Below are 25787 nucleotides of genomic sequence, written 5' to 3' on the forward strand. Positions count from 1 at the left end.
GGGGATGACGTCCGGGGCAATTTGCCAGCAACCGTCGCATCATCGCGGCCGGATCGTGCTATGCTCGCGGAGCCAGCCAATCGGAGCAATCGTCATGTCGATGCAGAATGTGGCCGCCCCTGCGCTTTCCTTCACTCCGCCCAGGCGCAACGAGCTGACCCACATTCCCGGTGACGAAGGCTGGCCGATCATCGGCAAGACCTTTCAGGTGCTCGCCGACCCCAAGGGCCATATCGCGGCGAACGGCGCCAAATACGGCCTGGTCTACCGCACGCATTTTTTCGGCGAGACCAATGTCGTGCTGCTCGGGCCCGAGGCCAACGAGCTCGTGCTGTTCGACCAGCAGAAGCTGTTCTCCTCGACCCATGGCTGGGACAAGGTGCTCGGGCTGTTGTTTCCGCGCGGATTGATGCTGCTCGATTTCGAGGAGCATCGCCTGCACCGCAAGGCGCTCTCGGTCGCGTTCAAGTCCGGGCCGATGAAATCCTATCTCGGCGATCTCGACCGCGGCATTTCCGCGCGCGTCGCGCAATGGAAGGCGAAGCCGGGCGAGACGCAGCTTTATCCGGCGATGAAGCAGCTCACGCTCGATCTCGCCGCGGCCTCCTTCCTCGGCGCCGATATCGGGCCCGAGGTCGACGAGATCAACCGCGCCTTCATCGACATGGTGGCCGCCGCCGTCACCCCGATCCGCCGCCCTCTGCCCGGCACCCAGATGGCGCGAGGCGTGAAGGGGCGCAAGCGCATCATCGCCTATTTCCGCGAGCAGATTCCGCTGCGGCGCGGTAATCATGGCGGCGACGATCTGTTCTCGCAGCTCTGCCGCGCCACCCATGAGGACGGCGCGCTGCTGTCGGACCAGGACATCATCGACCATATGAGCTTCCTGATGATGGCCGCGCACGACACGCTGACCTCGTCGCTGACCTCCTTCATCGGCGAGCTCGCCGCCAATCCGGACTGGCAGGAGCGCTTGCGCGCGGAGGTGCTCGCGCTCGGCCTCGCCAAGGGCGCGCCGACCAGCTTCGACGACCTGGAAAAGATGCCGCTGACCGAGATGGCGTTCAAGGAAGCGCTGCGGCTGAGGCCGCCGGTGCCGTCGATGCCGCGCCGCGCGATGCGCGATTTCAGCTTCAAGGGTTTTGCGATCCCCGCCGGCACCGCGATCGGCATCAACCCGCTCTATACCCACCACATGAAGGAGATCTGGCCGGAGCCGGACCGTTTCGATCCCCTGCGCTTCACCGAGGACGCGCAGCGTGGCCGTCACCGTTTCGCCTTCGTGCCGTTCGGAGGCGGCGCGCATATGTGCCTCGGCCTGCATTTCGCCTACATGCAGGCGAAATGTTTCGCGCGGCATTTCCTGGAGAATATCGAGGTATCGCTCGCGCCAGGCTACAAGCCGGACTGGCAGATGTGGCCGATCCCGAAGCCGCGGGACGGGCTGCGGGTGCAGGTGAAGGCGGTTTAGCTTTTCGTGTCCCGGACGCGCGAAGCGCGAGCCGGGACCCAGATGGCCACAGGCAAACTGCGGATGGATGGCCCCGGCTCTGCGGAGCAGCGCTGCGCGCCGCACCGCGTCCGGGGCACGAGACTATCCGCTACGTCCCCTGGTCGAATGCCTTGCGCAGGGCCACATAGCCCTGCTGCTGCTGACTCCAGTTGCGGCCGCCGGTCATGGCGCCGTCGACGACGAGGTCGTGGCCGTTGATGAAGCTGGATCCGTCGCTGGCCAGGAACACTGCCGCCTGGGCGATATCTTCAGGAAGACCCGCGCGCGGGATCGGCTGCGCGGTCTTGTAGACCTCGCGCATCACTGCCGGCGTCTTCTCGGCGGCGTCGGTCGAGAGCCCCAGCGCCTTGCCGAAGATGCCGGTCGCGATCGCGCCGGGCGAGATCGAATTGACGCGAACGTTGGATTCGCCGAGCTCCATCGCCACGCATTTGGTGAGATGGATCACCGCCGCCTTGGCCGCACCATAGACCATCGACGACGAGAAGCCGGCGAGGCGGCCGGCAATGCTGCCATTGTTGATGATGCTGCCGCCGCCCTGCTTCTTCATGTAGGGCGCGGCGTGCTTCATGCCGAGCATGACGCTGCGCACCAGCGTCGCCATCGCCGCATCGAACCGCTCGACCTCGAGGCCCTCGATGCCACCGGTCTGTGCCGGGCCGCCGGCATTGTTGAACAGGCAATCGATCCTGCCGAACTTGTCGACCGCGAGCGCGATCAGCGCCTGCATCTGCGCTTCGACGGTGACGTCGGTCTGACGGAAGACGCAGCTTCCTCCGAGCTGCTTCGCCAGCGCCTCGCCTTCCGGTACGCGTCGACCCGCGATCACAATTTTGGCACCTTCGGCAACGAAGACTTCCGCAGTGCGCAATCCAATGCCGCTCGTCGCCCCCGTGATCACCGCAACCTTGCCGTCCAGCCTGCCCATGGAATGTTCCTGTTTTTGAGTGATTTGATGCCAAATGGCGAATGCCGGCTGCCGCCGTCGCCGCAGCGGTCACTATTCCTGCCCGCTCCCGACAAGGCAAGCTATGCTTGTACGGTCGGCATGCGTAACATCCTTACGGGTCGCTCGTTCGTCGAACGCCTATCGCAACCGGGCAGGGCATGAGGAAGCTGATCGAGGAGTTCCGCAAGGGCTGGCAGGGTGCGGCGCCGCCCTCGCTGGGTCTGAGCATCGGCTTTGCTGTGGTCTGCCTATTGGCTGCAACCCTGGTCCGCTGGGGCCTCGCTCAGGTTCGTCCCGACATCTATTTCACGCCGTACTTCCCGGCCGTGTTCTTTGCTGCGGCCCTGGGCGGATTCCGGATCGGCATCGTGACGGCGCTCGTCGGCGGCGTGCTCGGCGTCACCCTGAACTTCGGCGATGCGTTTGCCGATCGCGCGCGGTTTGTCCTGCTGGCGCTTTACTGGGCCGTGTGCGCGATCGCCATCTGGGGCGTCGAACACTATCGTACCATGCTGGCCGAGCAGCGCCGAATTTCCAGGCGCCTGATCGAAGAAGAGGATTATCGCAAGCTGCTGGTCGAGGAGCTCCAACATCGGCTGAAGAACAAGCTGTCGACGGTGCATGCCGTGGTGCACCAGGTGCTGCACGACCAGCCGCAGGTCTGGGCCCGGGTCGATCCGCGGCTGCGCTCGCTGGCCGCAACCGATGACTTGATTTCGCGGATCGACAAGGCCGGCTGCGACATCCGCGACCTCCTGATCTCCGAGCTCGGGCCCTACGGCCATGTCCGCTTCACGCTCAACGGCGAGCGGCTGTTCCTGCCGCCCAAGCTCGCGGTCACGCTGGCATTGATGTTTCACGAGCTTGCCACCAACGCAGGCAAGTACGGCGCATTCTCCGCGCCGCGCGGTCTGTTGCAGGTGTCATGGACCATCACCGACGACCGCCTGACGATCACCTGGGACGAAACCGAAGGACCGAGCGTGGACAAGGTGTCACAGCCGGGCTTCGGCACCAAGCTGTTGAAATCGGGACTGTCGGCCTTCGACGGCAAGACCGAGATCTCGTATCTGAAAACCGGACTGCATTGCATCATGCAATGTCGAATTCCACGAAGCGAATAGTCCCGCGAGCAAAGCGAAAGCGGAATCGCGCAGCTCGCCCGCTGTTTTGCCGAGCGCGTTGACGCTCCGTTAATGACGATCGCCAGCGCGCGTCGGATCGCCGCAAGTTTTCTCCAAAACACCCCCGTATTTCTCCGGAGCCCTTAACCAAACTTAAGAGGCAACCGCGCAAGATCGCGCCCATTGCAAAGGCGCGCTGAACAACAAGATTCATGGCTTCTATGAACGACAATCAATATTCCGGCGCGACCGAAGCCGAGCTCGGTTTCCTCAAGGAAATCGTTAGAATGCTGCCGGCCGGCCTCACCGTGCAGGACGCGCATGGCGAGCTGCTGCTGGTCAACGATGCCGCCGCCGCGCAGCTCGGCCTGGATGGCAGCCGCCCTTCACCCGATCTGACGCCGCGGCGCGAAGCCTGCCGCCAGGCTCTGAGCGACGGGCGACCGGTCGTGACCGAGGAGGCGCTTCACCTCGGCGCGGCGCGAAAGGTGCTGCTCACGACCCATCGCCCCGTTCGTCTCGACGGACGCGAGCTCCTGATCTCCGCATCCTCCGACATCACCGAGCAGAAGAATTTCGAGGACCAGCTGTTCCGCTCGGCCTATTTCGACGAGTTGACCGGGCTGCCCTCGCGCCGCGTGATCGAGCACCGCGCCAATGCCCTGCTCGCGCGCGACCTCGGCGGCGAACGCTTTGCGCTGGCCTTTCTCGACGTCGACAATTTCAAGCACATCAACGACTATTACGGCCACGCCGTGGGCGACGCGCTGCTGGTCGAGCTGGCGAAGCGGCTCGGACGGGACTTGCGCGATTCCGACATGCTCTCGCGCATCTCGGGCGACGAATTCCTGCTGCTGCTGTCGCCGATTCAGAGCCAGGAGGAAGTCGCCGAATTCATGCAATCGACGCTGGAGCGGCTGACCGCGCCGTTCTTCATTGACAATTCGGAAGTGTTCGCCTCGACCTCGGTCGGCATCAGCCTCTATCCCGACCACGGACGCAGCTTCGAGACGCTGCGGCAGAACGCCGATATCGCGATGTACCGCATCAAGAACAACGGCAAGGGCCTGGCCGCCTTCTTCGATGCCAGCATGGAGCGCGAGGCTCAGGCGCGGATGAAGGTCGAGCAGTCGCTGCGGCTCGCGATCCTTGAAAAGCGATTCTGCTGTGCCTTCCAGTCCAAGGTCGACATCCGCACGCAGGCCGTGAAGGGCATCGAGGCCTTGGTGCGCCTGCGCGACGACGAAGGCGTGATCCAGGCGCCCGGCTCGTTCATCAATCTTGCCGGCGAGCTCGGCCTGATCGACGAGCTGACCCATCTCGTGCTCGCCGAGATCGTCAAGTCGATCGACCTGATCAACGACACGTTCGGCCCGGAAGCGACCATCAGCATCAATGTCGCCGCCAAGCAGGCTGGCAATCCCGAATTCATGCGCAGCTTCGCGCGGGCGCTGGAAGAGACCGGCTTTCCGCAGCGCTTCATGATCGAGGTGACGGAAGACGCCTTCGTCGCCAAGAATCACTTCCAGGCCGAGATCCTGCCGATGTTCCGCAAGCTCGGCGTCGGCATCTCCATCGACGATTTCGGCACCGGCTATTCCTCGCTCTCGGCGCTGGCCGACATCACCGCCGACGAGATCAAGATCGACCGCTCCTTCATCACCGACATCCATAAGCGCCCGCGCAGCCAGGGCATCCTGCGCGCGATCGAATCCTTGAGCGAAGCGCTCGGCATGACGGTGATCGCCGAAGGCCTCGAATCCTACGAGGAGCTGGCTTATCTGCAGGCCGCGACCAAGATCCGCTACGCCCAGGGCTATTATTTCTCCCGGCCGATCTTCCTGGAGGAGCTGAAGCTCGCAACGCCCGCATCGAGCGAGGCGCGGGTCAGTGTCGCAAGCCGCCCGGCGCAGCAGAACCGCCAGGGCTATTCGCGGGCGAGCGGGTACCGGCGGTAGGGGCGAAGGAGCCTCCCGAGGCCCATTTCCCCCTTTGAAATCGCTGGACTTTTGCTAATACACGGGGCGGACCTCCCCGAGGTATCTCATGCCTGCTGCCTCCCCCTCGATCAGCGATCCCGCCTATCTCCGTGCGCGCGCGATGGAGACGCTGTTCGAGCGGCTGGAGAAGCTCTGCGAGGGCGCGATCGCGATCGATCGCTTTGGGCGCGTCGTCTACGTCAACGAGAAATATCTTGCCGCGCTCGGTCTCGACCATGCCAGCGAGGCGATCGGCCGGCCGATCGAGGAGGTCATCCCGAACAGCCTGATGCGCAAGGTCGCCGAAACCGGCGAGCCGATCCTGCTCGACATCATGGAGCTCGGCGGCGAGCAGCTCGTCGTCACCCGCATGCCGATCGAGGACGAGAACGGAGTGGTGATCGGCGCGATCGGCTTCGTGCTCTATGATCATCTCGAAAGCCTGAAGCCCCTGCTCGCCCGCGTCGCCCAGCTCGAGAGCGATTTGCGGCTGGCGCGGCGGCAATTGTCCAACGCCCGCGCGGCGCGCTTCACCTTCGCCGATTTCGTCGGCACGAATCCTGCCATCGCGCGCGCCAAGGAGATCGCCAGCCGCGCCGCGCGGCAGAGCGTCACCGTCCTGCTTACCGGCGAGACCGGGACGGGCAAGGAGATGCTGGCACAGGCGATCCACAACGCCTCCTCGCGCGCCGATAAGCCGTTCGTCAGCGTCAATGTCGCCGCCATCCCGGAGACGCTGATCGAGTCGGAGTTCTTCGGCACTGCGCCGGGCGCCTATACCGGCGCCGACCGACGGGGACGCGAGGGCAAATTCCGCATTGCCGACGGCGGCACGCTGTTTCTCGACGAGATCGGCGAGATGCCGCTGCAGCTGCAAGCGAAACTCCTGCGGGTGCTCCAGGAGCGCGAGATCGAGCCGCTCGGCTCGGACAGGATCACCAGGGTCGACGTCCGCGTCATCGCCGCGACCAATGTGGACCTGCGCAAGCGTGTCAGCGACGGCGCGTTTCGCGCCGACCTCTACTACCGCCTCAACGTGCTCTCGGTCGACCTGCCGCCGCTGCGTCAATGCCTCGACGATCTCCCCGAGATCTGCGCCCGGCTGCTCGACGACATCAGCGCGTCGGGCGATTACGTCAAGGCGAAGATCACGCCGAGCGCGCTCGCCGCGCTCGCCCGCTACGATTGGCCGGGCAATGTCCGCGAGCTCCGCAACATCCTCGAACGCGCGCTGATCCTCAGCGATTCCGGCCGGCTGACGGCAGAGGATGTCGCCCGCATTCTCCCTGTCGGCACCGAGGTCAGGCTTGCACCGGCCGAGCGCCCGGCCGGATTGGTGGTGCCCTATGCCGAAGCCGAGGCCGAGTTCGAGAAGCACACGCTCGAACAGGCGCTCGCCGCCAGCAACGGCCAGATCGCCGAGGCCGCCAGGATGCTGCGGATCTCGCGCGCGACCTTCTACAAGAAGCTCGCCAAGTTCGGCCTCGCCTCGGGATCGACGCCCGTCTGAGTTTCGAGACACGGGACTGTCCGGAGTCTCGGATTCCGGACACCGCACCCGGCCGCCATTCCGGGACAGATTGCATGCAGTTGCCGCGGATTGCAGCGGTTTTGCGCGAAGTTGCGGGATCTGGCGCGGACCTTGCTCTCCGCTTTGCCGTCTTTCATTCGCGAGGGGCAACCTGTTCCGGGGCAGCTCTCCGCGATAAGATCAAGTACAACAAGGCCTGCGGTCCAGGGAGCGGGAGGAACGCCGTGAGCCATCATCCAGCCGGGGCCGGCGGCTTCATCAACATCAGCCAGAATGCCAGGGAAGCCGTCTTCGTCGGTCCGTTCGGTGGCGCGCAAGCAGCGCACGCTTTATGTCACCGAGCGCTGCGTGTTCGGTCTCCGGACGGCCGGGCTCGATCTCGTCGCCGCGCAAAGCGAGCCAGGCTCAAACTGATGCATGCTCACGCGCAAGCGCACTCCGCCGGAAGGTTCAATTGCAATGTTCGTAACGTTGTGCAAATCGCTGTTGGCAGAAACTTTTAAATCAGGAGGGACCATCGTGCGTCGATCACTCATCTTAACAACAACCATCCTCGCGCTCGGCGCGGGCACCTCCGCACTCGCCGACGATCTCAAGATCGCACTGATCTACGGCAAGACCGGTCCGCTCGAAGCCTACGCCAAGCAGACCGAGACCGGCCTGAAGATGGGTCTCGAATACGCCACCAAGGGCAGCATGACGCTCGACGGCCGCAAGATCGTCATCATCACCAAGGACGACCAGGGCAAGCCCGACCTCGCCAAAGCCGCGCTCGCGGAAGCCTATCAGGACGACAAGGCCGACATCGCGATCGGCACGACCTCGTCGGCCGCCGCGCTCGCCATTCTTCCCGTCGCCGAGGAGAACAAGAAGATCCTGATCGTCGAGCCCGCGGTCGCGGACCAGATCACCGGCGAGAAGTGGAATCGCTACATCTTCCGCACCGCGCGCAACTCCTCGCAGGACGCGATCTCCAACGCGGTCGCGATCGGCAAGCAAGGCGTGACGGTCGCAACTCTGGCCCAGGACTACGCCTTCGGCCGCGATGGCGTCGCCGCGTTCAAGGAGGCGCTCGCCAAGACCGGCGCGACGCTGGCGGCAGAAGAATATGCCCCGACCTCGACCACCGACTTCACCGCGGTCGGCCAGCGCCTGTTTGACGCGCTGAAGGACAAGCCCGGCCGCAAGGTGATCTGGGTGATCTGGGCCGGCGCCGGCAATCCGCTGGCCAAGCTCCAGGACATGGACCCGAAGCGCTATGGCATCGAGCTCTCCACCGGCGGCAACATCCTGCCGGCGCTCGCCGCCTATAAGGGCCTGCCCGGCATGGAGGGCGCGACCTATTACTTCTACGAGATCCCGAAGAACCCGGTGAACGACTGGCTGGTCGCCGAGCACCAGAAGCGCTTCAACGCGCCGCCGGACTTCTTCACCGCGGGCGGCTTTGCGGCTGCGATGTCCGTCGTCGCCGCCGTCACCAAGGCGAAGTCGACCGACACCGAGAAGCTGATCAGCGCGATGGAGGGCCTGGAGTTCGACACGCCGAAGGGCAAGATGGTGTTTCGCAAGGAAGACCATCAGGCGCTGCAGAGCATGTATCACTTCAAGGTCAAGGTCGATCCGAACGTCGCCTGGGCCGTGCTCGAGCCGGTGCGCGAGCTGAAGATCGAGGACATGGACGTTCCGATCAAGAACAAGCGGTGAGTTGGCCCGTGTTGCACGCGCTGCCCTCTTGCTTCACCTCTCCCGCTTGCGGGAGAGGCCGGGAAAGGGCTCTTTCCTCTTGGGGATTGTCCCATTGCGGAGACACCCTCTCCCCGACCCTCCCCCGCAAGCGGGGGAGGGAGCGCAGCGTGCCGGCGGCTAAATCCTCGTCCTCATCATTTGCCTGACACCCATGCCGCTCACCCTCGAAACCCGCGACCTCACCATCCGCTTCGGCGGCCATGTCGCGGTCAACAACGTCTCCTGCACGTTTCGCCCGGGCGAGCTGACCGCCATCGTCGGGCCGAACGGCGCCGGCAAGACCACCTATTTCAATCTGATCTCGGGCCAGCTGCGGGCATCCGGCGGCAGCATCCTGTTCGACGGCGCCGATATCACCGAGCATTCCGCCCCGATGCGGACCCGTGCGGGCCTCGGACGTGCGTTCCAGCTCACCAACCTGTTCCCGAACCTCTCAGTGGAAGAGAACGTCCGCCTCGCGGTGCAGGCGGCGAATGGCACGCATTACGACATGCTGCGCCCCTGGATGGTGCGCCGCGACCTGATCGCGCGGGCCGACGCCATTCTCGACCAGGTCGCGCTCGGCAATCGCCGCGGCGTCACTGCGACCGCGCTGTCGCATGGCGACCAGCGCAAGCTCGAGGTCGCGCTGATGATCGCACTGGAGCCAAAAGTCTTCATGTTCGACGAACCGACCGCCGGCATGAGCATCGACGAGGTGCCTGTCGTGCTCAACCTGATCGCGCAGCTCAAGCAGGACAAGAGCAAGATCATCCTGCTTGTCGAGCACAAGATGGACGTGGTGCGATCGCTCGCCGACCGGATCATCGTGCTGCATAACGGCCAGCTGGTCGCGGACGGCGTACCTGCCGAGGTGATCGCCTCGCCGATCGTGCAGGAAGCCTATCTCGGTGTCGCGCCCAAAAACGCCGCAGGAAGCGCAGCATGAGCGATCTCCTCAACCTCTCCGGCGTGCACACCCATATCGGCCGCTATCACATCCTCCAGGGCATCGATCTCGCCGTTCCGCAAGGACAGGTCACGATGCTGCTCGGCCGCAACGGCGCCGGCAAGACCACGACGCTGCGCACCATCATGGGGCTGTGGCAGGCTACAAGAGGCGAGATCACTCTGGCCGGGACCCGCATCGAGAGCCTTGCGACGCCCGACATCGCGCGGCTCGGCGTCGGCTACGTTCCGGAGAGCATGGCGGTGTTCTCCGACCTCACGGTGAAGGAGAACATGGTGCTGGCCGCGCGCGACGCGCCGGTCGACGATAAGCAGCTGGAGTGGATCTTCGGCTTCTTCCCGGCGCTGCGCCGCTTCTGGCTATCGCGCGCGGGAAGCCTCTCGGGCGGGCAGAAGCAGATGTTGTCCATCGCCCGCGCGATCGTCGAGCCGCGCAAGCTGCTTTTGATCGACGAGCCGACCAAGGGCCTCGCACCCGCCATCGTGATGGCGTTGATCGAGTGCCTGAAGGAGATCAAGCGCAAGGGCGCCACGATCCTCATGGTCGAGCAGAATTTCTTTGCCGCCCGCGAGCTCGGCGACAACGTGCTCGTGATGGACAACGGCACCATCGTCCATCGCGGCGAGATGGCGGCGCTTGCCGCCGACGTGCCGCTGCAGGAGCGGCTGCTCGGCCTGAGCCTGGAGACGCATCAGTGACAGACCTTGCCGCAACCGATCCGCTGCCGAAGCCGAAGCGCGACATCGCGCCGATCCTGCTGCCGCTCGCGCTCGCGCTGCTGATGATCCCGCTGATCGGGTCGACCTCGTCCTGGCTGACGTTGACCGTCGCGAGCCTTGCCATGGGCATGATGATCTTCATCATGGCCTCAGGGCTGACGCTGGTGTTCGGCCTGATGGACGTGCTCAATTTCGGCCACGGCGCCTTCATCGCGGTCGGCGCCTATGTCGCGACCCTGGTGCTGGCGCCGTTCGCGGCCTCCATCCAGGCGGATTCGCTCTGGACGAATCTGGCGGTGCTGGGCCCGGCCGCGCTGCTGTCAATGGCGGTGTCGGGCGCGCTCGGCCTCGTTGTCGAGCGCGTGCTGATCCTTCCCGTCTACGGCCAGCACCTGAAGCAGATCCTGATGACGACCGGCGGCCTCATTGTTGCGGAACAGACGCTCTATGCGCTGTGGGGACCGCAGATCATCCCGATGCCGCTGCCGGCCTCGCTGCGCGGCTCGTTCATCATCGGCGACGTCGCGATCGCCAAGTACCGCGTGCTGGCGATGCTGATCGGGCTTTCCGTCTTCATCGCGATCCAGCTCGTGCTCAACCGCACCAAGCTCGGCCTCCTGATCCGCGCCGGCGTCGAGAACCGCGAGATGGTCGAGGCGCTCGGCTATCGCATCCGCCGCCTGTTCCTCGGCGTGTTCATGACGGGATCGGCGCTGGCCGGCCTCGGCGGCGTGATGTGGGCGCTCTACCGCGAGCAGGTCCACGCCTCCATGAGCGACGACCTCACCGTCTTGATCTTCATCGTCGTCATCATCGGCGGGCTGGGATCGATCGGCGGCTGCTTCATCGGCGCTATCCTCGTCGCAATGGTCGCCAATTACGGCGGCTTCCTGGTGCCCAAGCTCGCTCTCGTCTCCAACATCCTGCTGATGGTCGCCATTCTGATGTGGCGACCGCGCGGCCTCTATGCGGTGACCAGCCGATGATGATCCTCTCGGGCGATCCGCCGAAGAGCCGCGTGCTCACGCTTGTTCTCGTCGTCATCATCCTGGCGCTGGCGGCGACGCCGTTCCTGTTTCCGGGCGCCAAGGCGCTGAACGTCGCGGCCAAGATCTGCGTGTTTGCAGCCCTCGTCGCCTCCTACGACCTCCTGCTCGGCTATACCGGCTCGGTGTCGTTCGCCCACACCATGTTCTACGGCATCGGCAGCTACGCGATCGCGATCGCGCTGTACGGCATGGGCCCGAACTGGGCCGCGGTCGCCACCGGCATCGTCGTCGGCCTGCCGCTCGCAGCCCTGCTTGCGCTCGCCATCGGGCTGTTCTCGCTGCGGGTCGCGGCGATCTTCTTCGCCATGATCACGCTCGCCGTCGCCTCGGCCTTCCAGGTGCTGGCCTCCCAGCTGTCCTGGCTCACCGGCGGCGAGGACGGGCGCAGCTTCCAGCTGCCGGAGCTGTTGCGCCCCGGCACGGTGCTGATCTCCAAGAACCTGTTCGGCTTCGAGATCAACGGCCGCATCCTGACCTTCTACCTGGTGTTCGCGATCTCAGGCCTGATGATTCTCGCTCTGCTCCGCGTGGTGAACTCGCCGTTCGGGCGCGTGCTGCAGGCGATCCGCGAGAATCGCTTTCGCGCCGAGGCGCTCGGCTTCCGCACCGTGTTCCACCTGACCTACGCCAACTGCCTCGCCGCCCTCGTCGCCGCCAGCGCCGGCATCCTGAATGCGCTGTGGCTGCGCTATGCCGGTCCCGACACCTCGCTCAGCTTCTCCATCATGCTGGACATCCTGCTGATGGTGGTGATCGGCGGCATGGGCACGATCTACGGCGCCATCATCGGCGCCACCATCTTCATCCTCGCCCAGAACTATCTGCAATCGCTGATGGGCGTCGCCTCCAAGGCGGCGGACGAAGCCGGGCTGCCGCTGCTGCCCGGGCTGTTGCACCCTGACCGCTGGCTGCTGTGGCTCGGGCTGCTGTTCATCGCCAGCGTCTATTTCTTCCCGACCGGCGTGGTCGGACGTCTGCGCCATGGCGGCGGCAAGAAGACCGCCGGCTCCTCGCATTAACGAATGATTCACGATGCGGCGCCGCGCGTGACCCAACCGTCGCGTGCGATGGGCGCAGTGCTGGCTGTGGACGCAATCAGACCAGCCGGATTAATGCTCAGGTAACTGGTTTTCCTAAGGTTTGCGCCATTTGTGCGGTGTATTCCTGTTCCTCCAGTGAGGGGGAATGCGCCAGGTCTTTGCCAGGGTTGCAGCCGGAATGTCTCTAGCCGCGAGGAACGGCTGGGAGGCCTTGGCGCGGCGTGGTCCCGTCCTGTGGCTGACCCTGTGCGGCGTGTTTCTGGTCGCGGGAATCTTCATCGCCACGGCCATCGCCGTCGGCGAGTTTCGCGAGCGGACCCTCGCCAACCGCGAACGCGAGCTTGAAAACACGGTGAAGCTGATCGCGCGGCATTTCGATCAGCAATTCGAAGATTCCGACGTCGTCGCCGCCGACCTGATTGGGCAGATGAACCTGCCGGAGATCACCTCGCCTGCGATGTTCCGTGAGCGCATGTCCGGGCCTGCGCCAAACCAGATGCTGCGCAGCAAGATCAGCTCCGTGTCGTATCTCGGCGACATCGCGATCTACGATGCCGAGGGCGATCTGATCAACTGGTCGCGGGCCCAGCCGCTGCCCAAGATCAACATCTCCGCGCGCGGCTATTTCCAGTCGTTCAAATTCAACCCGGCGGCCGAGCCGGTCATCCTGGAATCGGTCCGCAGCCTCATCATCGGCAAATGGACCACGGTCGTCGCACGCCGGCTGCGCGGCGCGGACGGCACATTCCTTGGCGCCATGGTGCGGCGGATCGACCCGAACAGCTATCAGCAATATTTCGCATCGGTCGCGCTCGCCGACGGCACGGCCATTTCGCTCCTCGATCGCGAGGGCAAGTTGCTGGCGCGCTATCCGCATAACGAGGAGCTGATCGGGCGGAATTTCAAGGACGGGCCGCTGATGCAGAAAGTGCTGGCCGAAGGCGGTCAGCAGACGCTGCGCGGCAAGAGCCCCGTCACCGGCGAGGAGCGGCTCGGATCGGCCGCGTCGCTGACGCATTTTCCGCTGGTCATCATCGCCACCAACACCACGGCAGCGGCACTTGCGGACTGGCGCCAGCAGACCGGCCTCCTGGTGATGACCGCGATGCTCTCGGCCGCAATCATCGCGATGATCCTCTATCTGATCATTCGCCAGATCAACCGGCAGAACCGGGAGGCCCAGCAGCGGATCGAGGCGGAGCGGCTGCGGCTCGACACCGCCCTCAACAACATGTCGCAGGGGCTGGTCCTGTACGACGCGAGCGGCACCATCGTCACCTGCAACCGCCGCTACGCCGACATGTTCGGCCTGTCGCACGACGTCATCAAGCCCGGCTGTCACATCCGCGAGGCGATGTATCATCGCAAGGAGCGCGGCGTGTTCGACGGCGACGTCGAGGCGTTTTGCGCCGAGGTCATGAGGGTCGTCGCCGAAGGCACGGTCTCGACGCTGACCCATCAACTGGCCGACGGCCGCGCCTTCCAGGTCATCAACACGCCGCTCGCACAGGGCGGATGGGTCGCCACGATCGAGGAGATCACCGAGCGTCGCAAGCTCGAACAGGAGCGCGACCGCAACTACACCTTCCTGCGCGAGATCATCGACCATATCCCCTCGCAGATCACCGTGAAGGACGCCCGGACCCGGCAATACCTCTTGCTCAACGTCGTCGCCGAACAGCTGTTCGGTCACTCCCGCCAGGACGTCGTCGGCAAGACCGCCTTCGACATCTTCCCCGAGGCGGCCGCTGCCCACATCACCGAGGACGACAGCAAGGCGCTGGCATCGGCCAAGGGATTGTTCAAGGACGAGCACGCCTGGCAGATGCCCGGCATGGGCCTGCGCTACATTACCTCGACCCGGATCGGCCTCCGCGATGAAGCCGGCGAACCGCGCTACCTCATTCACGTCATCGACGACGTCACCGAGCGCCGGCGTGCCGACGAGAAGATCGCGCATATGGCGCATTACGATGCGCTGACCGACCTGCCGAACCGCACGCTGTTCCGCGAGCAGATCGAACACCAGCTTGCGCATGTCGCGGACGGCTGCCAGTTCGCGCTGCTCTACATCGATGTCGACGAATTCAAGGGCATCAACGATTCGCTCGGCCACCACGTCGGGGACGAGCTGTTGAAGGCGATCGCGGCCCGGCTGCGCGGTTGCCTGACGCAGGGCGACCTGATCGCGCGGCTCGGCGGCGACGAGTTCGCGGTGATCCAGACCGGGATCCAGTCCCCCGCGGACGTGCTGTCCTTCGTGACGAAAATCTACCAGGCGATTCGCCAGCCCTATCATTGCCTCGGCCACCAGCTCTCGACCGACGCCAGCATCGGCATTGCGCTGGCACCGCAGGACGGCGCCGATCTCGATCAGCTGATCAAGAACGCCGACCTCGCGATGTACGGCGCCAAGGCCGAGGGCCGCCGCACCCACCGCTTCTTCGAGCCGGCGATGGACGCCAGCGCCAAGGCGCGCCTCAGCATGGAGCAGGATTTGCGCCAGGCCCTGGTGAACGGCGGCTTCGAGATCCATTATCAGCCGCTGGTCGACCTGCGCACCAACGAGGTGTCGGGCTGCGAGGCGCTGCTGCGCTGGCGCCATCCCGAGCGCGGCATGGTGTCGCCGGCCGAGTTCATTCCGGTCGCCGAGGACACCGGCCTGATCAATGAGCTCGGCGACTGGGTGCTGCGCATGGCCTGCAACGAGGCCGCGACCTGGCCGGCGCATGTGCGCGTCGCGGTCAACGTCTCGCCCGTGCAGCTCAAATGCGACACGCTGGCGCTGCGGATCGCGGGCGCGCTCGCCGCCTCCGGGCTCGACCCGCGGCGGCTCGAGCTCGAGATCACCGAGGCCGTGCTGATCCGCGACGACGAGGCGGCGCTCTCGATCCTGCACCAGTTGCGGTCGATCGGCGTGCGCATCGCGCTCGACGATTTCGGCACCGGCTATTCCTCGCTGAGCTATTTGAAGCGCTTCCCGTTCGACAAGATCAAGATCGACCGCTGCTTTGTCGCCGACATCGCCGAGGCCACCGGCTCGCCGGTCATCGTGCAGGCGGTGGTGAACATCGCGGCCGCCAGCAGCATGACCACGGTCGCCGAGGGCGTCGAGACCGAGGCGCAGCGCGACATGCTGCGCGCGCTCGGCTGCACGCAGATGCAGGGCTATCTGTTCAGCGCACCGAAGCCGGCCAGCGAGGTGCGCAAGCTGTTCGGCGCCGGCGATGGCTCGCCCGGGGCCTTGCCCGTGGCTGCGGTGGCCTGATGGCGAAGTCGCGCAAGACGGCTCCGAAGACGTTCGATGTCGCCGATTCCTACGCGGTGCGGCTGATGCAGCACCTCGTGGTGCCGACCTTCGTGATCGACCCGAAGCGCCGCGTCGTGATCTGGAACAGGGCTTGCGAGCGGCTGACCGGCGTCGGAGCCGCCGAGGTGATCGGCACCAGCAAGCACTGGCAGGCGTTCTACGGGACGAAGCGCCCCTGCCTTGCCGACCTCGTCGCGCTCGACCGGCCCGAGCAGCTGCCGGAGTACTATTCGGAATACGCCGCGCGCGGCCACAACGGGCTCGGCTTCTCCGCGGAGAACTGGTGCGTGATGCCCAAGCTCGGCAGCCAGCTCTATCTCGCCATCGACGCCGGCCCGATCCACGACGAGGCCGGCAATTTGATCGCGGTGGTGGAGACGCTGCGCGACCTCACCGACCAGAAGCGCGCCGAGATGGCGCTGAAGGAGCTCGCCACCAAGGACGGGCTCACTGGCCTGGCGAACCGCCGCGCCTTCGACCAGATGCTGCTCGGCGAATGGGCCCGCGCCCAGCGCACGCAGAAGCCGCTGGCGCTGTTGTTCGTCGACGTCGACCATTTCAAGCTGTTCAACGACCAGCACGGCCATCAGAGCGGCGACGAGTGCCTGCGCGCGGTGGCCGCCGTCGTCGACCGGCACGCGGTGCGCCCGCTCGACCTCGCCAGCCGCTATGGCGGCGAGGAGTTCGCGCTGATCCTCCCCGACATGGATTGCGACCGCGCCTGCATGGTGGCCGAGGAGATCCGCTGCGCCGTGATGGCCTTGGCGATCGCCCACGGCGCGATCGGCGCCGGCGACCACGTCACCCTCAGCGTCGGTGTCGCCAGCCATATTCCTGACGGGACCGACGGCGGCCCCGACCGGCTGCTCGGCGCCGCCGACGAGGCGCTCTATGTCGCCAAACGCCTCGGCCGCAACCGCGTCATCTGCGCCGATCGGATTTTGGCCGAATTCGCCGCCCTGGACGGCAAGCCGGTTCCGGCCCCCGTCAGGCGCAAATCGGCCTGAACGCGCTGCGGCGAGAAGCGGTTGCCCGCCCCGCGCCAATCGGCTAATGAACGTTCCACTTGCACCCGTAGCTCAGCTGGATAGAGCGTTGCCCTCCGAAGGCAAAGGTCACACGTTCGAATCGTGTCGGGTGCGCCATTCGCCAGCGTCTACACGCCGGCGCTCACGTCAGCATCGCAACAATCGCCTGGATCTGATCCGACGCGGCCGTCACCAGGCCGTCATATGACGTCTGGCCGTGTGCGGCGGCCTTCAGGATGCATTCCGCCACCGCCGCTTTCAAGCCGAAGACCGACTGATCGGCCGGCACGCTCGCCATCACGGTCTCCAGTGCTTTGCGCATCGTGTGAATGAGCTCGGAGCTGTATTGCATGGACTGTCCTCCGCGGGCTCATATGGAAGCACATGCTCCGCCGTGCCACTCACAAGCGTGAGATTGTTTGTTGAATCCACCCGGATTGAGCGTCTCAATTGAAACGCCAGATCGCCGCATTGAGCGAATCCGACACGATGCCTGGGGCAGCCGCGCCCGCGTGCAAGATCATCCACACCGGCGCGAGCCCGATCGGGGCAGACCTCAGCCCGTTCCGCGGTTGAGGAATTAATGCGGGCGCGCTAAAGGCGAGCGGCGCGCGCGCGGATCCGCAGTCGGACGAACCGCCGCCAACGGATCCAGCACTTGGTTACAAAGCTATCCCATCGACGCGACATTGACGGGCTCCGGGCGATCGCCGTCCTGAGCGTGTTCTTCTATCACCTGGACGTTCCGTCGTTCGGCGGCGGCTTTGTCGGGGTCGACCTGTTTTTCGTCGTGTCCGGCTATCTGATCTCTCGGATCATCCTCAGCGAGGCTGATCGCGGCGAGTTTTCGTTCCAGCGATTTTACGAGCGCCGCATCCGGCGCCTCTTTCCCGCAGCGATCGTCACCATCATCGGCATCTTGGCCGTCGGCGGCCTCTGGTTCTCTCCGGAGCTTTTCAAGGGCCTCGCTCAAGACGTCGTGGCTACGCTGGTATCGGTCTCGAATTTCTACTTCTGGCGCGGCAGCCACGCCTATTTTGCCAGCTCGACCGATCCCAGCCCCGTGCTTCACTTCTGGTCGCTGGCCGTCGAGGAGCAATTCTATCTGTTTTGGCCCATGTTCATTCTGCTGGGGCGCCGATTGTTCGGTCGCGCACTGCCTTTGCTCATTCTTGGCATTGCAATCCTTTCGCTTGGCGTCGCGCAAGCGACACTCGCAACCGACAGCTCGGGTGCATTCTACCTGCCGACCTGTCGCGCCTTCGAATTTGCGATCGGAGCCCTGGTCATCTTTGCGGAGCAGAGGCTGACCTTCTCGGCCGGAGCGCGCTCGCTGCTGGCTGCCGCCGGATTCGCCTTGATCGCCTACGCGGTCGTCAGCTTTGACAATGCGACCTCCTTCCCTGGCGCGACGGCCCTCGTCCCATGCCTGGGTGCAGCCTGCGTGATTTTGGCGGGCGACCGTCACGTCCTTTCACCGGTCCTGACCAATCCGCTGGCTGCGGGGATCGGGCTGGTGTCCTACTCGCTCTACCTCGTGCACTGGCCCTTGATCGTCTACGCGGGCTACATCCTCGGCGATGACGCCAAGTCGGTTGCGGTGAAAGTGTTGATCGTCGCCCTCGCGATGGCGCTGGCCGCGCTGATGTATCGGCTGATCGAACAGCCGTATCGCGCGGGCCGCTCGTCGCTGCTGCGAGTCGCCGTCCCCGCCACCGCGACGATCGTCGCGCTCGCGGTTGTCGCATTTGTGGCCAACCGCCAAGATGGCTGGCCATGGCGGCTTCCGGCAGAGGCCCGCGAGATCGCCGACCTGCAGCGATTCGGCTTCTGGCCGTGTGCCAAGAGCGCACAATCTAAATGTGCCTTCGGTTCGTTGAGCGATCCCGTTGGGGTGCAAGTGCTCGGCGACTCCTTCGCCGAACATTACGTCGCAGCGCTGGACCCGGCGGCGAAGCACGCCGCCGTCCGGGGAGAGGCCTATACGGCCGAAGGCTGTCCGTTGCTCGTCGGCCTCGTGCGAACGGCTTTCGACGGCTCGCAGGACTGCAAACGCCAGCGCGATAACTACCTCGCCGCGATCAGACAGAACCAGGCTCCAATCGTGCTCAGTCAGTCCTGGATGACCTACGGCAATGCGCTCCGCAACGAGCTCGCGCCGGAGGTCGATGCTCCGGCTCTGCAGGTCTGGCGGACCGGCATCGAGAACACGATCCGTGAGTTGGGCGGCAGCGGACGGCGCATCCTGATCATAGCGCCCGGAGTCGAGCCGGGCTGCCGCAGTCCGATGTCCCGCTTCGCACCGGGGCCCCTCTGGCACGCACCAAGCAAGCCCTGTCCCACTGTGCCTCTCGATCGCGTGCAGGCCGACAATCGCGAATTCTATGCCATGCTCGAGGCGATCCGGAGCCGCTACCCGAACCAGGTCTTTCTGCTCTATCCGGAACGTTATTTGTGCGGCGAAGCCGAGTGTCCGACCGCCATGAACGGCCTCTGGCTCTATTGGGACGTCAATCACCTCACGGTCGCAGGTGCGCAGCGCGTTGGCGACGGAGCCTCAAACCAGCTCCTTGAGTTCATCCGCGGGCACTGAACGGAACTGACGAGCGCCTTTCTTCACAAGCTGAGATGGCTTCTGACCCTGACTCGATTGTGCAGCTCAATTCAGCCGCCAGACCGACGGAAGCATCCCCTTAGCTCGCGCATCCGCCCACGCGATTGTATCATCTTGCCATGAGCGAATCCGACCCGACGACCGGCGTGCCCTCGCCGGTCCGCAAGATCATCCATATCGACATGGATGCGTTCTATGCGTCGGTGGAGCAGCGCGACGATCCGGAGCTGCGCGGCAAGCCGGTTGCGGTCGGCGGCTCCGCGGAGCGCGGCGTCGTTGCGGCTGCGAGCTACGAGGCTCGCAGGTTCGGCGTCCGCTCGGCCATGCCGTCCGTGACGGCGAAGCGGCAATGCCCCGATCTGATTTTCGTCAGGCCGCGCTTCGAGGTCTACAAGGCAATCTCCAGGCAAATCCGCGACATCTTCGCCGAACACACGCCCGTCATCGAGCCGCTGTCGCTGGACGAAGCCTATCTCGACGTGACGGAGAACCTGCAAGGCATCCCGCTGGCGCGGGACATCGCGCTTCAGATCCGCGCAAAGATCAAGGCCGAGACCGGCCTCACCGCGTCGGCGGGCATCTCCTACAACAAGTTCCTGGCCAAGCTCGCGTCCGACCATCGCAAGCCCAATGGCCAGTTCGTGATCTCGCCGGAGATGGGACCGGCCTTCGTCGAGACGCTGCCGGTCGGCAAATTCCACGGCATCGGTCCGGCGACCGCTGCGAAGATGAACGCGCTCGGCCTGTTCACCGGCCGCGACATCCGCAACCAGTCGCTGGAGTTCATGAACGCGAATTTCGGCAAGTCGGGCGCTTATTATTACTGGATATCACGCGGCGTCGACGAACGGCCGGTGCGCGCCAACCGGATTCGCAAATCCGTCGGCGCGGAGAACACGTTCTCGACCGACCTCGATGCGTTCGACGCCCTTGTCGCCGAGCTCAGGCCGCTCGTCGACAAGGTCTGGCGGCATTGCGAGGCGACCGGCAATCGCGGCCGCACCGTCACCCTGAAGATCAAGTTTGCCGATTTCGAGATCATCACGCGCAGCCGATCCGTCGCGGCGGCGATTGCCGGACGCGACGATCTGGAGCGGCTGGCCTGCGGGCTGCTCGAAGCCGAGATGCCGCTGCCCAAGCGCGTCAGGCTGCTGGGGGTCTCGCTGTCCTCGCTCCACGCCGTGGGCGAGTCGGAGCCGCAGCTGACGCTGGGCATCTGAACGCGGCTCGAGCCCTCGTCGGCGACAGAGCGTACCGAGCGCGACGAACGGTGGCGGATCTTCCAATCCGCCACCGTTGGGGGTCGACCGCGCTCGGGGCCGCTCAATGCTTCATGTGCTCGAACACCACGATCACGCCGGTCGGTTCGGGCTCATGCGCCATCAGGCGCGTCAGGTCGGAATCGCCCCAATCGGCGAGGCTGACGACTTCACCACTCTCGCGATCGGCCGCCAGCGACGCCGTGGGCTCGAGGACCTTGAGGCCCATCTCGTCGACGAAAAAAGTGTGCTCGCCGAACATGCTGTTGAGCTGCGGCATCGCCGGATGTTCGTCGGGCAGCACCTGAGCGCCGAGCTGGTTGACGGTCTGCTTCACCTGTTCAGATGTGAGCTTCATGAGCTGCTCCGTTGCTGGATGGGGTTGTCATCGAGCCGGGCGGGAGCGAGCATTCCCTGCGCCCTTGTGCACCTGGCTCAGAGTCCCGAACAGGTGCTGCGGACAAATGTTCCTGCGAAATGTATTTCGTGATCGCGGGTTTCATCGGCCGCGTTCGCAGCACAAGATCGCCACAGGATGCACACGATCTGTCCGTGAGCGCACTAATCTGCCGCTTCGACAATCCGGATGTCGCGGTCAACGCCGTCTCCGAGCAGGTCGTGGGCGGCCTGGTAGGCCGGGCTTGCATACGCCGCCTTGGCGCGTTCGACGCTGTCGAACTCAATGAGAACGACACGCTCGATCTGGCCGAGCTCGAAGGCCGCAGCCGGCATTCCACGCGCGAGCACACGGCCGCCGGCCGCTTCGATGGCCGGACGCGACAGTTTGGCATAAGCCGCCATGGCATCGGGATTCCTGATCGCGCGGTAGGTGGCAACCCAATAGGCTTTAGCCATTCTTGTTCTCCTGATTTTCAGCGAACATCTACTCGCCGTTGTTCTCGCCGACCGACAGCGCGCAGATGCGTGACAGATATGTGTACGGCAAGCCGGTCTCCTCGGCCCAGGCGTTGAACTGCGCCTGCACCTTGGCGAGATCGCCCTTCGACTTGACCTCCTCCGCGATGTCGAGACCGGCATCGCGCAGGCAGGCCACGACGTCCTTCGATGTCACGAAGCCGTCCCAGCCGACGAAACGCAGCAGCATCTGGCCGGTGTTGCCGCCCAGCCGGCTGCCGCGCTTGGTGAGAAGGTCGAGCAGGCCGATCTCGTCGGACGACGGCCACTTCGCCAGAAACTTGCCGAAGCTGCCGTGCTCCTTCGCGATCTCCTGCACGAAAGCGGCGTTGTCGCGCACCGACATGATCTTGGCGCCGTTGCGCACGATGCGCGCGTCGCCCAGCAGGGCTTCCCAATAGTCTTCGGGCTGGAAGCTGAGCTTGGCGGGCTGGAAATGCAGGAAGGCCTGTTCAAAGCCGTCCCATTTCAAATCGATCACGCTCCAGGCGAAGCCGGCGCAGAACACCCGCTTGGTCATTTCGGCGAGGATACGATCGTCGCCGAGCTTGGCCAGCCGCTTGAGGTCCGGCTTGGCCGGCATCAATTTATCCAGCGCCTTGGGCCCGCCCTTGCGCTTCTCGGCGCGGGCGCGAATGGTCTTGAAGGGGGTCATGTGAACACGGGTGTTGAGGGCAGGCCACGACACCAGAATTCGGCGACCCGGTCCAGCCCCCGCATTGCCGCCCCTTGCGCTCTGCGGCGGGACGCAGCATGCTGTCGCTTATTGGATTGACGCAAAGGAGCGGCCGGGCTGGTCTGCTTCTTGCTTTATGCCGTTTTTGGAATTCCCTGACATTTTGATCTCTCGCCGTCGGATTTTCCATGCGCTGCCTGGTCGTGGCCGACCTGCACTATTCGCTGCCTCAGCTCGACTGGCTGGTCAGCGCGGCGCCGCAATTCGACCTCGTGATCTTCGCCGGCGACGCGCTCGACATCGGCTCGATGGTGGATTTCCGCGCCCAGATCGTGGTGGTGAAGAAGTATCTCGCGCTGCTGGCCGCGACGACCCGCGTGATCCTCTGCTCCGGCAATCACGACCTCGACGAGCGCAACGCCGAAGGCGAGAAGATTTCGCGCTGGATCTCGGAGGTGCGCGAGCTCGGCATCGCCTGCGACGGCGACAGCCTCACCGTCGGCAATACGCTGTTCACGGTGTGCCCGTGGTGGGACGGACCCCAGGTCAAGCAACGCCTCATCGAGCAATTGCGCGACGCCGCGGCCATAAGGCCGCCGCGCTGGATCTGGGCGCATCATGCGCCGCCGGCGGACTCACCGACGAGCTGGGGCGGCAAGCGTTTCTTCGGCGACGTCGACCTGGTGCAGTGGATCATGCACTACCAGCCGTCGATGGTGATCTCGGGCCATGTGCATCAATCGCCCTTCATCGGCAATGGATCGTGGTTCGACCGGCTGGGCCAGACCTGGGTCTTCAACACGGGCCTGCAACACGGCCGTCCCCCGACCTGCATCGTGCTCGATCTCGATGTCGACAAGGCGTTCTGGCTGGCGGCCGGCGAAGCGCAGTGGATCGACCTGAACGCGCCGCTGCAGCGGCCCGCCGCCGCCGTCGAAGCGCCGCCCGACTGGCTCACATTCTTGGATCGGATTGCCGATCCGAGCCTGGCGAAACCTCGAGCGGCGGCAGGTTGATCATGCTCTGAAGCACCTCGCCGACCATGGCCAGATGTGTGCCGTGGCCGGCATATTGCCGCTTGAGGTCGGCGAGATAGGTGTTGGCGGCGTTGAGCCGCTGCGCCAGCATTTTTGCGATCAGCAGCGCGACGCCCGGCTCCTTCTCGAGGAACGAGGCGGCGTCCTCGAATTCGTAGACGATAGCGTCGGAGCAGGCCCGCACGGTTGCGGTGTGCGGCTGGCCCAGCAGCACGGACATCTCGCCCAGCACCGCGCCGGGCTCGGTGACGGTGGCGACCACCATCTCGCCCTTGAGCACTTCGAGCCTGCCTTGCATCAGCACGTAGAGGTGGCCGGAGGTGCCACCCTCGGCGACGATGATGGTGCCGGCGGCAAGCTGCCGCTCCGTTCCGCCGGTGCAATAATCGAGGACTGCACGCATGGTGCGAACGCTCCCGTCGCAGGGGTACCCAACGCCGGAAGACTAGAGCACGATCCATGCCGGGCGGCAATCGGCGGAGGCCGGCTGGCGCGCGAGGCGCGTCACACTTGCGAGAGCGAGGGCACTTCGCCGGGCATAATGGCCTGCAGCCCGCCGAAGCGGCGCTCGCGGCCATGGAAGGCGGCGAGCGCCTCGGCAAGATCGCCCGCGTCGAATTCGGGCCACATCCGCTCGGTGAAGTGCAGCTCGGCATAGGCGCCTTCCCAGAGCAGGAAGTCCGACAGCCGCTTCTCGCCGGAGGTGCGGATGATGAGGTCGACGTCGCGAAGGCCGGCCTCGCCCGTGACGAGCTGCGAGAAGGCTTCGCGGGTCAGGCTGGTCAGCGCAGCCGCCTTCGCCGCGGCATTGAGGATGGCGTCGCGCGCGGAATAATCGACGGCGATGCGCACATGCAGCGCACGGCCATCGGCGGTTGCCGCCTCGGCGCGCGCGATCGCGGCGGCGATGCCGTCGGGCAGGCGGTCGCGGCGACCGATGACGGAGAGGCGCACGCCGTTCTTGACGAGGCTCTGCACTTCGTTGGCGAGGTAGAAGCGCAGCAAGGTCATCAGCGCCGCGACCTCGGCCTTCGGCCGCCGCCAATTGTCGGTGGAGAAGGCGTAAAGCGTCAGCGTGCCGATGCCCTGCTTGGGCGCGGCCTCGACGATGCGGCGGATGGTCTCGACGCCGGCCTCGTGACCGCGCACGCGCGACAGGCCGCGCCGCGTCGCCCAGCGGCCGTTGCCGTCCATGATGATGCCGACATGAAGCTTCTCGTTGCGGGACGTGATGTCACTTTGCATTGCAAAGTCTCCGGTCAAAAAAGGGGAGGATCAGGTCGAAGCGATGCCGAGGCGGCCGAGCGGCGGCGCCTCGCGGCCGGCGGCCTTCGCCGCGTCGCGCACCAGCCGCTCGAGCACGGCGAGATAGTCGAGGAAGCGGCGGCGGCCCGCCTTGGTGAGGCGGCAGGTCGTGTGCGGGCGGTTGCCCTCGTAGCCCTTGGTCACTTCGACGAGGCCGGCCTCCTGGAGCACGGCAAGGTGCCGGCTGAGATTGCCGTCGGTGAGGCCGCAGAGCTGCTTGAGATCGCCGAATGCCAGCCCCTTGGGATGCGCCATCAGCGAGGTCAACAAGCCGAGCCTCGCCTTCTCGTGGATCACGCGGTCGAGCCCTTCATAGGAGAAGGGCGCGCTGTCAGTCTTCGACATCGTTGTCTCCGGACGCGAAATGCAGAATGGCCGCCATCAACGATTGCCCGATCACGAAGGGCAGGCCCATGGTCCATGGCGACAGCGTGTGGGTTCGGCTCGCGAGCACCAATACCGCGAAGCCGGACACGAAATACCAGGCGCCGGCGAGCCCGACCGTGCGCGGCAGCGTGCGGACCGAGGCGAAGATGCCGAGCGACACCAGGATCTGCCACAGGCCCGGCAGCAGCCACAGCGTCTCGCTCGCGAACTTCCACATCACCACCGCGAGCAGAACGCCGGCAACGCCCGCCGGCAGGAACTGCTCGACCGCCTGGTGGATCATCGCATCGGCGAGGCCGGAATGATGGCGCCGCGACCGCGCGCGCATCTCGATGCCAATGATCAGCCCCGACAGCGCGGCGGCGATGAACCAGCCGATGAAGAAGCCGAGCGGCTCCCCAGTGGGATCATCCAGCAACCAGAATTGCAGAACGGCGGTGATGAGCGCCACAGCGCCGGTCGCCGCCATCGTCGCCGGGCCGTAACCGCGGAAGGCGGTGCCTGCCGCGATCTGGCTGCGGATCGTCACGATGTCGGCCAGCGCCTTGTCGAGATCGCGCATCGGCAACGCCAAAACCTCGCTCACACCTGCTGCCGGGGATCGTCGGTCCCGTCACTTTGTATCGCAAAGTATATAGCGGCGCAAAGCAAACGCAA

General features: G+C 65.2%; 23 protein-coding genes and 1 tRNA gene. 15 read left to right on the forward strand and 9 right to left on the reverse strand.

Annotated features, from left to right (window positions below):
• Nucleotides 1-94: 94 nt before the first annotated feature.
• The gene (locus AC24YW_RS31570; RefSeq protein WP_487486375.1) at nucleotides 95-1471 is read left to right on the forward strand and encodes a cytochrome P450; all 1377 of its coding nucleotides are present in this window, start codon (nucleotides 95-97) and stop codon (nucleotides 1469-1471) included.
• 130 nt (nucleotides 1472-1601) lie between these two features.
• Here AC24YW_RS31570 and AC24YW_RS31575 read toward each other — a convergent pair whose 3' ends face one another.
• Nucleotides 1602-2441, reverse strand: coding sequence for an SDR family NAD(P)-dependent oxidoreductase (locus AC24YW_RS31575; protein WP_487486376.1), 840 nt, complete (start codon nucleotides 2439-2441; stop codon nucleotides 1602-1604).
• 179 nt (nucleotides 2442-2620) lie between these two features.
• Between AC24YW_RS31575 and AC24YW_RS31580 the strand changes: the two genes are divergently transcribed.
• The 11 genes from AC24YW_RS31580 (at nucleotide 2621) to AC24YW_RS31630 (ending at nucleotide 17054) form a co-directional block, all read left to right on the forward strand.
• Nucleotides 2621-3586, forward strand: a complete 966-nt coding sequence (locus AC24YW_RS31580) for a sensor histidine kinase (RefSeq protein ID WP_487486377.1) — start codon at nucleotides 2621-2623, stop codon at nucleotides 3584-3586.
• Nucleotides 3587-3807: 221 nt separating this feature from the next.
• A complete protein-coding gene (locus AC24YW_RS31585) occupies nucleotides 3808-5544 on the forward strand; it encodes a putative bifunctional diguanylate cyclase/phosphodiesterase (RefSeq protein ID WP_487486378.1) in 1737 nt (578 codons plus the stop codon).
• 88 nt (nucleotides 5545-5632) lie between these two features.
• Nucleotides 5633-7075 (forward strand): sigma-54 interaction domain-containing protein, encoded by a 1443-nt coding sequence (locus tag AC24YW_RS31590; protein ID WP_487486379.1) that lies wholly within the window; start codon nucleotides 5633-5635, stop codon nucleotides 7073-7075.
• Between the two features lie 540 nt (nucleotides 7076-7615).
• The gene (locus AC24YW_RS31595) at nucleotides 7616-8800 is read left to right on the forward strand and encodes a substrate-binding domain-containing protein (RefSeq protein ID WP_487486380.1); all 1185 of its coding nucleotides are present in this window, start codon (nucleotides 7616-7618) and stop codon (nucleotides 8798-8800) included.
• Between the two features lie 193 nt (nucleotides 8801-8993).
• Nucleotides 8994-9770, forward strand: a complete 777-nt coding sequence (locus AC24YW_RS31600) for an ABC transporter ATP-binding protein (RefSeq protein ID WP_487486381.1) — start codon at nucleotides 8994-8996, stop codon at nucleotides 9768-9770.
• Nucleotides 9767-10489 carry an ABC transporter ATP-binding protein gene (locus tag AC24YW_RS31605; RefSeq protein ID WP_487486382.1) on the forward strand — a complete coding sequence of 241 codons (723 nt, stop codon included), beginning with the start codon at nucleotides 9767-9769 and terminating at the stop codon, nucleotides 10487-10489. Before AC24YW_RS31600 ends, AC24YW_RS31605 begins: the two co-directional genes overlap by 4 nt.
• Nucleotides 10486-11496, forward strand: a complete 1011-nt coding sequence (locus AC24YW_RS31610) for a branched-chain amino acid ABC transporter permease (protein ID WP_487486383.1) — start codon at nucleotides 10486-10488, stop codon at nucleotides 11494-11496. Before AC24YW_RS31605 ends, AC24YW_RS31610 begins: the two co-directional genes overlap by 4 nt.
• Nucleotides 11493-12578, forward strand: coding sequence for a branched-chain amino acid ABC transporter permease (locus AC24YW_RS31615; RefSeq protein WP_487486384.1), 1086 nt, complete (start codon nucleotides 11493-11495; stop codon nucleotides 12576-12578). The genes AC24YW_RS31610 and AC24YW_RS31615 overlap by 4 nt, the downstream gene beginning before the upstream one ends.
• Before the next feature lie 166 nt (nucleotides 12579-12744).
• Complete coding sequence (locus AC24YW_RS31620; protein WP_487486385.1) at nucleotides 12745-15867, forward strand: bifunctional diguanylate cyclase/phosphodiesterase; 3123 nt, start codon at nucleotides 12745-12747, stop codon at nucleotides 15865-15867.
• Nucleotides 15867-16916 (forward strand): sensor domain-containing diguanylate cyclase, encoded by a 1050-nt coding sequence (locus AC24YW_RS31625; protein WP_487486386.1) that lies wholly within the window; start codon nucleotides 15867-15869, stop codon nucleotides 16914-16916. The genes AC24YW_RS31620 and AC24YW_RS31625 overlap by 1 nt, the downstream gene beginning before the upstream one ends.
• Nucleotides 16917-16977: 61 nt before the next feature.
• A tRNA-Arg gene (locus AC24YW_RS31630) sits at nucleotides 16978-17054 on the forward strand.
• 25 nt (nucleotides 17055-17079) lie between these two features.
• Here the strand turns inward: AC24YW_RS31630 and AC24YW_RS31635 are convergent.
• The gene (locus AC24YW_RS31635) at nucleotides 17080-17289 is read right to left on the reverse strand and encodes a hypothetical protein (protein WP_487486387.1); all 210 of its coding nucleotides are present in this window, start codon (nucleotides 17287-17289) and stop codon (nucleotides 17080-17082) included.
• 306 nt (nucleotides 17290-17595) lie between these two features.
• On the opposite strand from AC24YW_RS31635, the gene AC24YW_RS31640 reads away from it, so the two are divergent.
• Both AC24YW_RS31640 and dinB read left to right on the forward strand, forming a co-directional pair.
• Nucleotides 17596-19530 carry an acyltransferase family protein gene (locus tag AC24YW_RS31640; protein ID WP_487486388.1) on the forward strand — a complete coding sequence of 645 codons (1935 nt, stop codon included), beginning with the start codon at nucleotides 17596-17598 and terminating at the stop codon, nucleotides 19528-19530.
• Between the two features lie 140 nt (nucleotides 19531-19670).
• Nucleotides 19671-20771 (forward strand): DNA polymerase IV, encoded by a 1101-nt coding sequence (gene dinB / locus AC24YW_RS31645; protein WP_487486389.1) that lies wholly within the window; start codon nucleotides 19671-19673, stop codon nucleotides 20769-20771.
• A gap of 103 nt (nucleotides 20772-20874) precedes the next feature.
• On the opposite strand, the gene AC24YW_RS31650 is transcribed toward dinB, so the two are convergent.
• From AC24YW_RS31650 to AC24YW_RS31660, 3 genes are all read right to left on the reverse strand, one after another.
• A complete protein-coding gene (locus AC24YW_RS31650; RefSeq protein WP_487486390.1) occupies nucleotides 20875-21168 on the reverse strand; it encodes a hypothetical protein in 294 nt (97 codons plus the stop codon).
• A gap of 203 nt (nucleotides 21169-21371) precedes the next feature.
• Nucleotides 21372-21665 (reverse strand): DUF1330 domain-containing protein, encoded by a 294-nt coding sequence (locus tag AC24YW_RS31655; RefSeq protein ID WP_487486391.1) that lies wholly within the window; start codon nucleotides 21663-21665, stop codon nucleotides 21372-21374.
• Nucleotides 21666-21693: 28 nt separating this feature from the next.
• Nucleotides 21694-22380 (reverse strand): DNA-3-methyladenine glycosylase I, encoded by a 687-nt coding sequence (locus tag AC24YW_RS31660; RefSeq protein ID WP_487486469.1) that lies wholly within the window; start codon nucleotides 22378-22380, stop codon nucleotides 21694-21696.
• A 209-nt stretch (nucleotides 22381-22589) separates the two neighbouring features.
• Here AC24YW_RS31660 and AC24YW_RS31665 point away from each other — a divergent pair, with 209 nt between their 5' ends.
• Nucleotides 22590-23417, forward strand: coding sequence for a metallophosphoesterase family protein (locus tag AC24YW_RS31665; RefSeq protein WP_487486392.1), 828 nt, complete (start codon nucleotides 22590-22592; stop codon nucleotides 23415-23417).
• Here the strand turns inward: AC24YW_RS31665 and AC24YW_RS31670 are convergent.
• The 4 genes from AC24YW_RS31670 to AC24YW_RS31685 form a co-directional block, all read right to left on the reverse strand.
• The gene (locus tag AC24YW_RS31670; RefSeq protein ID WP_487486393.1) at nucleotides 23356-23841 is read right to left on the reverse strand and encodes a Crp/Fnr family transcriptional regulator; all 486 of its coding nucleotides are present in this window, start codon (nucleotides 23839-23841) and stop codon (nucleotides 23356-23358) included. The genes AC24YW_RS31665 and AC24YW_RS31670 overlap by 62 nt on opposite strands.
• A 101-nt stretch (nucleotides 23842-23942) precedes the next feature.
• The gene (locus AC24YW_RS31675) at nucleotides 23943-24683 is read right to left on the reverse strand and encodes a di-trans,poly-cis-decaprenylcistransferase (RefSeq protein ID WP_487486394.1); all 741 of its coding nucleotides are present in this window, start codon (nucleotides 24681-24683) and stop codon (nucleotides 23943-23945) included.
• 30 nt (nucleotides 24684-24713) lie between these two features.
• On the reverse strand, nucleotides 24714-25088 hold the full coding sequence (locus tag AC24YW_RS31680) for a transcriptional regulator (protein WP_025033235.1): 375 nt from the start codon (nucleotides 25086-25088) through the stop codon (nucleotides 24714-24716).
• Nucleotides 25075-25692, reverse strand: coding sequence for a hypothetical protein (locus tag AC24YW_RS31685; protein WP_487486470.1), 618 nt, complete (start codon nucleotides 25690-25692; stop codon nucleotides 25075-25077). Before AC24YW_RS31685 ends, AC24YW_RS31680 begins: the two co-directional genes overlap by 14 nt.
• Nucleotides 25693-25787: the final 95 nt, after the last annotated feature.

The organism is Bradyrhizobium sp. USDA3516, from assembly GCF_057651995.1.